Annotated in this window: 1 pseudogene; it reads right to left on the bottom strand. The window is 35.6% G+C overall.

From position 1 onward, the window contains the following. Nucleotides 1-64 precede the first annotated feature (64 nt). A pseudogene (locus OZD68_RS00040) lies at nt 65-262 on the bottom strand (ankyrin repeat domain-containing protein); the annotation flags it as partial. Nucleotides 263-528 lie beyond the last annotated feature (266 nt).

Here is a 528-nt window from a genome sequence, read left to right as displayed (position 1 = left end):
ACTGTGCAGCTTTTGCACTTAGTTTGCTCTTACTTGAACATTCTTTGTGTCTCTACGGCACACCGTTTGCTCCATTTTTTATCAGCAATTTTGCTATTTCTAATTGTTTGCGTCCGATGGCAATATGCAGTGGCGTACGATTGCGTTCATAATGATCATTGACGTTTGTGCCACACTTTATTAGTAGTTCTGCAGCTTCAATATTACCTTCCTGAATTGCAACGTATAAGGAAGCATATCCATCTTTTGTTTCCTCTGTCATACGAAATTGCGAACATGTTAGTTCATATATTATTAAGGATTATTATTAAGTTTTTATTAATACAATATTAATGTAGCGGGATGACGAGCTTATCGTCATCCCGCCGCGAACCGTCATACCACTGCGAACCGTCATACCGCCGCGGTATCTCTAGATCACGCTAACAACTTACTATTACCCACAAATAAAAACATAATATTGTATTTACTCAAATAATTTAATTTTATTAACCTGAAAGCTTATTAGATTAAAATTATTAAACTAAG

This window comes from Wolbachia endosymbiont of Drosophila bicornuta, from assembly GCF_028982105.1.
GTDB classification, from domain to species: domain Bacteria; phylum Pseudomonadota; class Alphaproteobacteria; order Rickettsiales; family Anaplasmataceae; genus Wolbachia; species Wolbachia pipientis.
Note: the sequence above shows the minus strand (reverse complement) of the source record. Positions and strands in the feature narration are given on the sequence as shown.